Raw genomic sequence first — 6,503 nt, forward strand, 5'->3', positions numbered from 1 at the left:
GGCTGATCCTCTCGGAGTCCGTTCGCGACGCTCTCAGCAACAGAACTGAGATCGACGCTGCTGCGGTCGAGCTCCTGCCGTCCGACCCGGGAGAGATCGAGAATGATGTCGATGAGCTCCTCCATTCGGTGCGCGGCTGCCCGCACTCGCTGGAGGTAGCCCCTCCCCTCCTCGTCCAATCGGTCCGAGTACTCGTCAACGACGATCTGAGTGAAACCATCGATCGCACGCAAGGGTCCACGGAGGTCATGAGAAACGGTATAACTGAAGGCCTGTGTTATTGATCTCACATGCTGTGGTCGAACGCTAGTCTTTGCAGATCAGTTTCGTAGTAAAACAAATTAAGGATGAACAACATCTCACCCAATGACGCAGGTCCTGTAGGCATTCCTTTAGCCGCTGCCAAGCGAATGCGTTGGTTGCTGATTCTGGCAACGGGTTTGTTTGTGGCGGGCATATGCTTGCCGATGATTACGATCAGTAAATTTATCGTGGTCACTAACTCTTTTTCCGTCATATCCGGTGTGCTAGAACTCCTCAGCAATGGCCAAGTGCTGTTATTTGCTGTCGTTGCATGCTTCAGCATCGTTCTGCCGATATTGAAAATAGGTGTATTGTTCAAACTGCTGAATGCCGGGTCATTCCAAACGCCAAAGATGAAACGTTACCTGCATCTGATGCATGAATACGGGCGCTGGGCGATGTTAGACGTTATGGTCGTCGCCGTATTGATCGTGACGGTGAAGCTTGATGCCATTGCCAGTATTGAAGTACATGGAGGGCTTTATGTCTTTGGCGCTTCTGTATTGCTGATCATGTTGATCACCAACAAAGTTGTGCAACTGACAACTCGCCACGGCAAATCGGCCCCTTAAAGAAATGGGATTTAGTGATCCACTGAGGTATTTTGAGTGGAGAGCCGCAGTGAATCGCTTTTATAATCCCTTCCTGATCAATAGCGCGATGAAAGTGTTTATCGTCTCGCTGTATAGTCGTCCCTTATTATTTTTGGCTTAGTAAAGCCTTTGGATCGTTTTATGTTTCTTCTCCGATTGATATTAGTCGCTTCTCTGTTTCCGTTATACACATCGGCGGGTTCACTCACCGGTGTCAACGCGGGTGTGACACCGTATGCTTGCACGGATACGGGGGCGCAATACCTGTTGGCGTATGATTCGCATCCGAAGCGACAGGGTTGGGGGGCTTTTGGTGGTGGGCCAAAGGGTGATGAAACAGCCAGGCAAACCGCGTTGCGTGAGCTGTATGAAGAAACGAACTGTGTTTTTGATGAGGAAACGCTACGAACACTTAAGCTGAAAGGTCCAAGTAAGTCCGGGCGTTTTTACAGCTATGTTGCGGAAGTTCCGTTCTTCCAGCTCACGGATATCTCGGCTCCACGTACGTGTCGTGATGTCGAACGGTCACAGTGGATATGGATACCTCATGAATCTTTGATTGATGGCCTGAACAGTGCTGATTCGAGTCCCGTTATCGTTATTCCGGGCCAACAGGAATTTCGGTTTCCGCTTTGGCGTGGTGCGGCAAAATCGTTACGTAATTCGCTGGCTGATGGTTTCCTGACACTCAGCGATCCGTGCCCAAGATCGGATTTCTGAGAATACTACTTCCGCTGATTGAACGGCTTATCTAATGGGAAAAACTTGGCGGAAAGGCTGTGGTTTGAGGGCGGGTTTATCAGTGTGAATTGCTCAGGATCACGTTTTTAGGGTGATCCTGAGCGCTATCTTGCCGAGCTTTAGGTTCAGATTAAGCAGATAAATCCGATTAAGCTGAACCTGATAGAGGTCATCAGGCCGCGACAACGGCGTGCTGGCTGCTGCGGCTGAATGCAGTCAGTACCGCCTGCAGTGTGGCGGCAGAGGTATCGGCTGCCACAGCAACGGCGAAGTGCTGTTCGCCGTCGAGTTTCACGCCTACACAGGCACGTGCTTTAGCGTCGGTGCCTTTGGAGACAGCAAACTCATCAAAGTGAGTGACTTCAATCTTGCAACCAAACTGATCGGTCAACGCTGCACAGAGCGCACCAACTGCACCGGAACAGGTGCCTTGCAGCTTATGACCCGCCACGCGGACTTCTGCCTGAATCTGGTCACCTTCATTGTGCAGGTCATACCCATCCAGTACCCACTTTTCGGTTACTGTTTCAAAGTTATCGTCGTACAGCGCTTTGATCTCAGCAGGTGAGATTTCACGGCCGGTCACTTCGGTGGCTTTCTGTACCACTTTACTCAGTTCAGCGTGCATCCATTTTGGCAGTTCGATGCCATAGTCGCGTTCCAGAACAAGCGCTACACCACCTTTACCGCTCTGGCTATTAATACGCACAACCGCGTCGTACTCCCGGCCAATATCTAATGGGTCGATTGGCAGGTAGGCCACGTCCCAGTGCTGAAGCTCATGGGTATCGTGGTACGCCATCGATTTACGGATCGCATCCTGATGGCTGCCAGAGAAAGCGGTGTATACCAGCTCTCCAGCCCAGGGATGACGTGCAGGCACCGGCAGTTCACTGCAATACTCAACAGTCTCGATGATCTCTGAGATGTTGGAGAAATCCAGTTTAGGGTCCACACCCTGAGAGTAAAGATTCATCCCCATGGTGATGATATCCATATTACCGGTACGCTCACCGTTACCCATCAATGTACCTTCAACGCGGTCAGCACCGGCCATCACTGCCAGCTCAGCGGCAGCGACTGCACAGCCGCGGTCGTTGTGGGTGTGCAGGCTGATACGTACATGCTCACGTTGTTTCAGGTTGCGACAGAAGTACTCAACCTGATCGGCAAAGATGTTCGGCGTGGACATCTCGACGGTTGATGGCAGGTTGATGACCACTTTCTGGCCATTTTCTGGCTGCCATTCGGCGATCACTTTGTCACAGACGTCAACGGCATAATCCATCTCAGTGCCGGTGAAACTCTCTGGCGAATACTGGAAACTCCAGTCCGTATCAGGATGCTGTGCCGCATACTGTTTTAACCACTTTGCGCCTTGCACCGCGATATTGGTGATGCCGTCACGGTCTAAACCAAACACCTGATCACGCTGGACGGTGGAGGTGGAGTTGTAGACGTGAACAATCGCCTGCTTTACACCTTTCAGAGATTCAAAGGTACGCTGGATCAACTCTTCGCGTGCCTGAACCAATACCTGAATCGTGACATCGTCAGGGATCATCTCCTCGTCGATCAACTTGCGCATGAATTCGTAGTCGGGCAATGAAGCCGAAGGGAAACCCACTTCGATCTCTTTAAAGCCCAATTTCACCAGCAACTGGAATAAGCGGGCTTTTTTCTCAACCGACATCGGATTGATCAGCGCCTGATTGCCATCGCGTAGATCCACGCTGCACCAGTCAGGAGCCTGAGTGATCTGCTTGTCCGGCCAGGTGCGGTCTGTCAGACGAAGCGCTGGAAAGGGACTGTATTTACGATGGTCAAACATAAAACTATTCCTGAGTTTAGGTGTTGCTGGGATGTTAAATATATCGATGGTGTATGCCTTAAAGCCCCGCATTTTGGCAGAGACGGGGCTTCAGGTTTTCTGTGCACTTTTGGCGCTCGGGCTTGGTTCGATAAACCTGGAAAGTGACAGGTGATACCAGCTTGTGGCTGTTAAACCGCCGGTGACCGATAAGCCGCCGGGCATCTGCTTTCCGTGTATTGCTGGTGTTTCTGTCGAAGCAGCCAACGAGAGATAGTTTAGGCAAAGTGCCGCGCAATTAATCCGCTAAATTCAATGAATTAACGCTATTTGCGCAATAAGTTTAAAGGTATTAAGATTTTATATCTAATAAAATTGCGTAAAGATAAAAAACAATGAAATCTAATGTCGATTTGGATCGTTTTGATGTCAAAATATTGCACGAATTGCAGCGTGATGGTGGTGTGTCGAATCAAGATCTGGCAGAGAGAGTAGGACTGACCGCCGCGCCGTGTTCGAGACGGGTCAAACAGCTTGAAGAGAGTGGTGTGATTGGCGAGCGGGTGGTCAGGATCAACGAGCGGGCGGTCAACCTCAACCTGATTGCGATCTTGCATATCAGCATGGATAAACATATTCCGGAGCGCTTTGAAGAGTTTGAACGTGAGATTAGTAACATGCCAGAGGTGATGGAATGTTTGCTGATAACCGGCCACGAGGCGGACTACCAGCTTAAGATTGCTGTGCCGGATATGGACAGCTACCACAACGTGTTGTTGGGAACGATCACGCGTATTAAGGGTGTGTCCGGCGTAAAGTCATCATTCGTCATGCGTAAGATCGTCGATAGTTGTGCAGTGCCGCTGAAATACATTATCCGCAGATGAATTGAAGATGTTTGGCGAATGCATAGTGTCGTCATAAGCCTACACGTCCGATAGCTGGAACTGACTGAGAGACAGTAAAGAGGTAAGTAGACGGTCTGGCCTCAATTGCACGGGTACTTGCTCGACACCACGCCGTAGCCAGTAGTTAGCGCCACATCAGTCTTATCTGCCCACAAGAAGATCAACGCGATCTACTCTGAACAGGTATGCTCCATTCCGTTTACTCGATGGGGTATAAATCTGATTTCTGAAGGCCCTATCTGTCTGAAGGTGAGGAGAGTAGAGCCGGTATTTATATAGTGACGTGAAGGTTACCTGGCAGCGGTGTCCCATTAGATATACTTTCTGGCAGTAGTAAAGAATATAAAACCGATGCACTCTGGATTGATAACGGTGCATTCAGTTACATTACGGCCTTCAAAAACAATAGATTGAGTCTATTGCTGCCTGTTTTTCTGGCGCTATTATCGATATCGAAACCTGAATTTTGGACCGCACGACAAATGAGATCCGTCATCTACCTGTTGGGTGCGTTAGCATCACTTTCTACTGCTGAAGCAGCATACGAGCGCGACCCGGACTGTACCAGTAATGTTTATCTCGTCGAGAAAAGAGAGCACAAAGCCGACACATGGACGCGATTTGAAGAAACGCCGGACAGTGTGCCCGCGGTTATGGCGCAGATCTTTAAGGAAATTGGCACGGTCCCTATTGATGCTTCTGATGCGTATATCAGTAGTTTCTTTACTACCGCGCCAAAGATTCAGGCCCCGGACGAGAAGAAAAAAACGTTTATTTGGCATCAGCGTGCCGGTAAAAACGAAGTGCACCTGAACCTGACGAAGGAGAACGGGTGTATTAAGCAGTTTATTCTGTCCTACCATAATCCATCATCAAAAAGCCCTAAGGCGATCGAAAGCCTTATTCAAAACAACCTTATTCCAGAGCCGGGGTTAGCACCCTTTGCAAAGGACGATGAGCGTATTTGTCAGCTTCAGCAGATTCAGCATCAGCGTATTACCTACAGCGTCAATGGAAAACCACGTTATATCACTGAAGAAAAACTGCCTGCATTTGCAGCGTTCACATTGCGGAGCTTTTTACATACCAGTCTGCATGGTGCTCAGAGGACGTTGTATGAGTTAAGTATGCCAGACAGGCTACGGCGTAATCTGGTGTGGAAGGTCAAGGATGGTCACGGAAAGCCATACGTTATTGAAGTCGCTCAGGAGCAGTCGTGTGACAAAACGATGAGCATCAATTGGAAAAACAACTATGGCGTCAAGTATCGTTTAGAGCGAGAGAATACCTTCCTGATTCCTGATTCCTGATTGGGGCTGGATATCTTGGAATGAAAAGAGGAAGGGTTTAACCGAGGCTCGGGAGATCAAAGGCAAATCCGTCAGCAGGCGGACAGATTTCTGTATAAGGCTAAGAACATAAGCCGAAATCAGATCTGTGCCGCCACGTAGAATCAGTTCAGCAAAAGCGCTACTTAAAGTCCAAAAGCTCAACATCAAAAATGAGCGTTGACCCTGGCGTAATGACGCCAGCAGATCCATTGCCGTAAGCCAGTTCGCTAGGGATGAACAGTCGGGTTTTCTCACCCACAACCATCAACTGTAAACCTTCGGTCCAACCTTTAATGACCTGATTCAGGCCGAACTCAATCGGCTCACCACGTTCAACTGAGCTATCAAATACGGTGCCGTCAATCAGCGTGCCGTGGTAGTGCACTTTGACCTTTGAGGATGCGATAGGGTGTTCGCTGCCGGAGCCTTCCTGAAGTACCTTGTATTGCAATCCTGATGCGGTGGTTTTTACGTCGGGATCATTTTTATTTTCCGCTAGAAATTTTTCTCCGCTTGCTTTGTTTTCCGCAGAATGACGTTTGTTCGTCTGGCTGGTTTTGTACACAAAAAACACGATCACGATAAGCAGGAGGGGAAGGATAATCTCTAACATAACAGCGCCTTAGGTTGAATGAACGAAGCATCTAATAATGCGCGCAGGTTGGCTGCCTTGCAATGCCAGATAATGCTTTAGCGGTGATTTACGTACCTGATTAGCGACCGCTATATAAGGCTGATTTCATTTTATTGAAAAAATATTCAAAAAAGATGCAATCTAATCGAATACCCAAACGTCTCCTTTATTGAGTGGCCTGAA

At 48.9% G+C, this 6,503-nt stretch carries 7 protein-coding genes; 4 read left to right on the forward strand and 3 right to left on the reverse strand.

Features of this window, described 5'->3' with window-relative positions; all coding sequences use genetic code 11:
• Positions 1-233 (reverse strand): histidine kinase dimerization/phospho-acceptor domain-containing protein (locus ABYW01_RS11110; RefSeq protein WP_372832721.1); only part of this gene is annotated, 233 nt, incomplete at its 3' end.
• Between the two features lie 114 nt (positions 234-347).
• On the opposite strand from ABYW01_RS11110, the gene ABYW01_RS11115 reads away from it, so the two are divergent.
• A complete protein-coding gene (locus ABYW01_RS11115; protein WP_372832722.1) occupies positions 348-875 on the forward strand; it encodes a paraquat-inducible protein A in 528 nt (175 codons plus the stop codon).
• 162 nt (positions 876-1,037) lie between these two features.
• Positions 1,038-1,616: an NUDIX hydrolase gene (locus ABYW01_RS11120; RefSeq protein ID WP_372832723.1), complete on the forward strand. Its 579-nt coding sequence runs from the start codon at positions 1,038-1,040 to the stop codon at positions 1,614-1,616.
• 193 nt (positions 1,617-1,809) lie between these two features.
• Here the strand turns inward: ABYW01_RS11120 and leuA are convergent, their stop codons facing one another.
• Positions 1,810-3,468, reverse strand: a complete 1,659-nt coding sequence (leuA, locus tag ABYW01_RS11125; RefSeq protein WP_372832724.1) for a 2-isopropylmalate synthase — start codon at positions 3,466-3,468, stop codon at positions 1,810-1,812.
• A 374-nt stretch (positions 3,469-3,842) separates the two neighbouring features.
• Between leuA and ABYW01_RS11130 the strand changes: the two genes are divergently transcribed.
• Both ABYW01_RS11130 and ABYW01_RS11135 read left to right on the forward strand, forming a co-directional pair.
• The gene (locus tag ABYW01_RS11130) at positions 3,843-4,334 is read left to right on the forward strand and encodes an Lrp/AsnC family transcriptional regulator (RefSeq protein WP_372832726.1); all 492 of its coding nucleotides are present in this window, start codon (positions 3,843-3,845) and stop codon (positions 4,332-4,334) included.
• Positions 4,335-4,837: 503 nt separating this feature from the next.
• Positions 4,838-5,665, forward strand: coding sequence for a hypothetical protein (locus ABYW01_RS11135; RefSeq protein ID WP_372832728.1), 828 nt, complete (start codon positions 4,838-4,840; stop codon positions 5,663-5,665).
• Between the two features lie 160 nt (positions 5,666-5,825).
• Here ABYW01_RS11135 and ABYW01_RS11140 read toward each other — a convergent pair whose 3' ends face one another.
• Positions 5,826-6,299 carry an FKBP-type peptidyl-prolyl cis-trans isomerase gene (locus tag ABYW01_RS11140; protein ID WP_372832729.1) on the reverse strand — a complete coding sequence of 158 codons (474 nt, stop codon included), beginning with the start codon at positions 6,297-6,299 and terminating at the stop codon, positions 5,826-5,828.
• Positions 6,300-6,503: the final 204 nt, after the last annotated feature.

Origin of the sequence: Pontibacterium sp., assembly GCF_041587635.1 — a bacterium.
Lineage (GTDB): Bacteria > Pseudomonadota > Gammaproteobacteria > Pseudomonadales > Balneatricaceae > Pontibacterium.

Excerpts from the sequence above, each read along its gene's own strand:
- ABYW01_RS11115 (WP_372832722.1), top strand. The coding sequence starts at position 348 with ATGAACAACATCTCACCCAATGACGCAGGTCCTGTAGGCATTCCTTTA.
- ABYW01_RS11130 (WP_372832726.1), top strand. The coding sequence starts at position 3,843 with ATGAAATCTAATGTCGATTTGGATCGTTTTGATGTCAAAATATTGCAC.
- leuA (WP_372832724.1), bottom strand. The coding sequence starts at position 3,468 with ATGTTTGACCATCGTAAATACAGTCCCTTTCCAGCGCTTCGTCTGACA.
- ABYW01_RS11140 (WP_372832729.1), bottom strand. The coding sequence starts at position 6,299 with ATGTTAGAGATTATCCTTCCCCTCCTGCTTATCGTGATCGTGTTTTTT.
- ABYW01_RS11135 (WP_372832728.1), top strand. The coding sequence starts at position 4,838 with ATGAGATCCGTCATCTACCTGTTGGGTGCGTTAGCATCACTTTCTACT.
- ABYW01_RS11120 (WP_372832723.1), top strand. The coding sequence starts at position 1,038 with ATGTTTCTTCTCCGATTGATATTAGTCGCTTCTCTGTTTCCGTTATAC.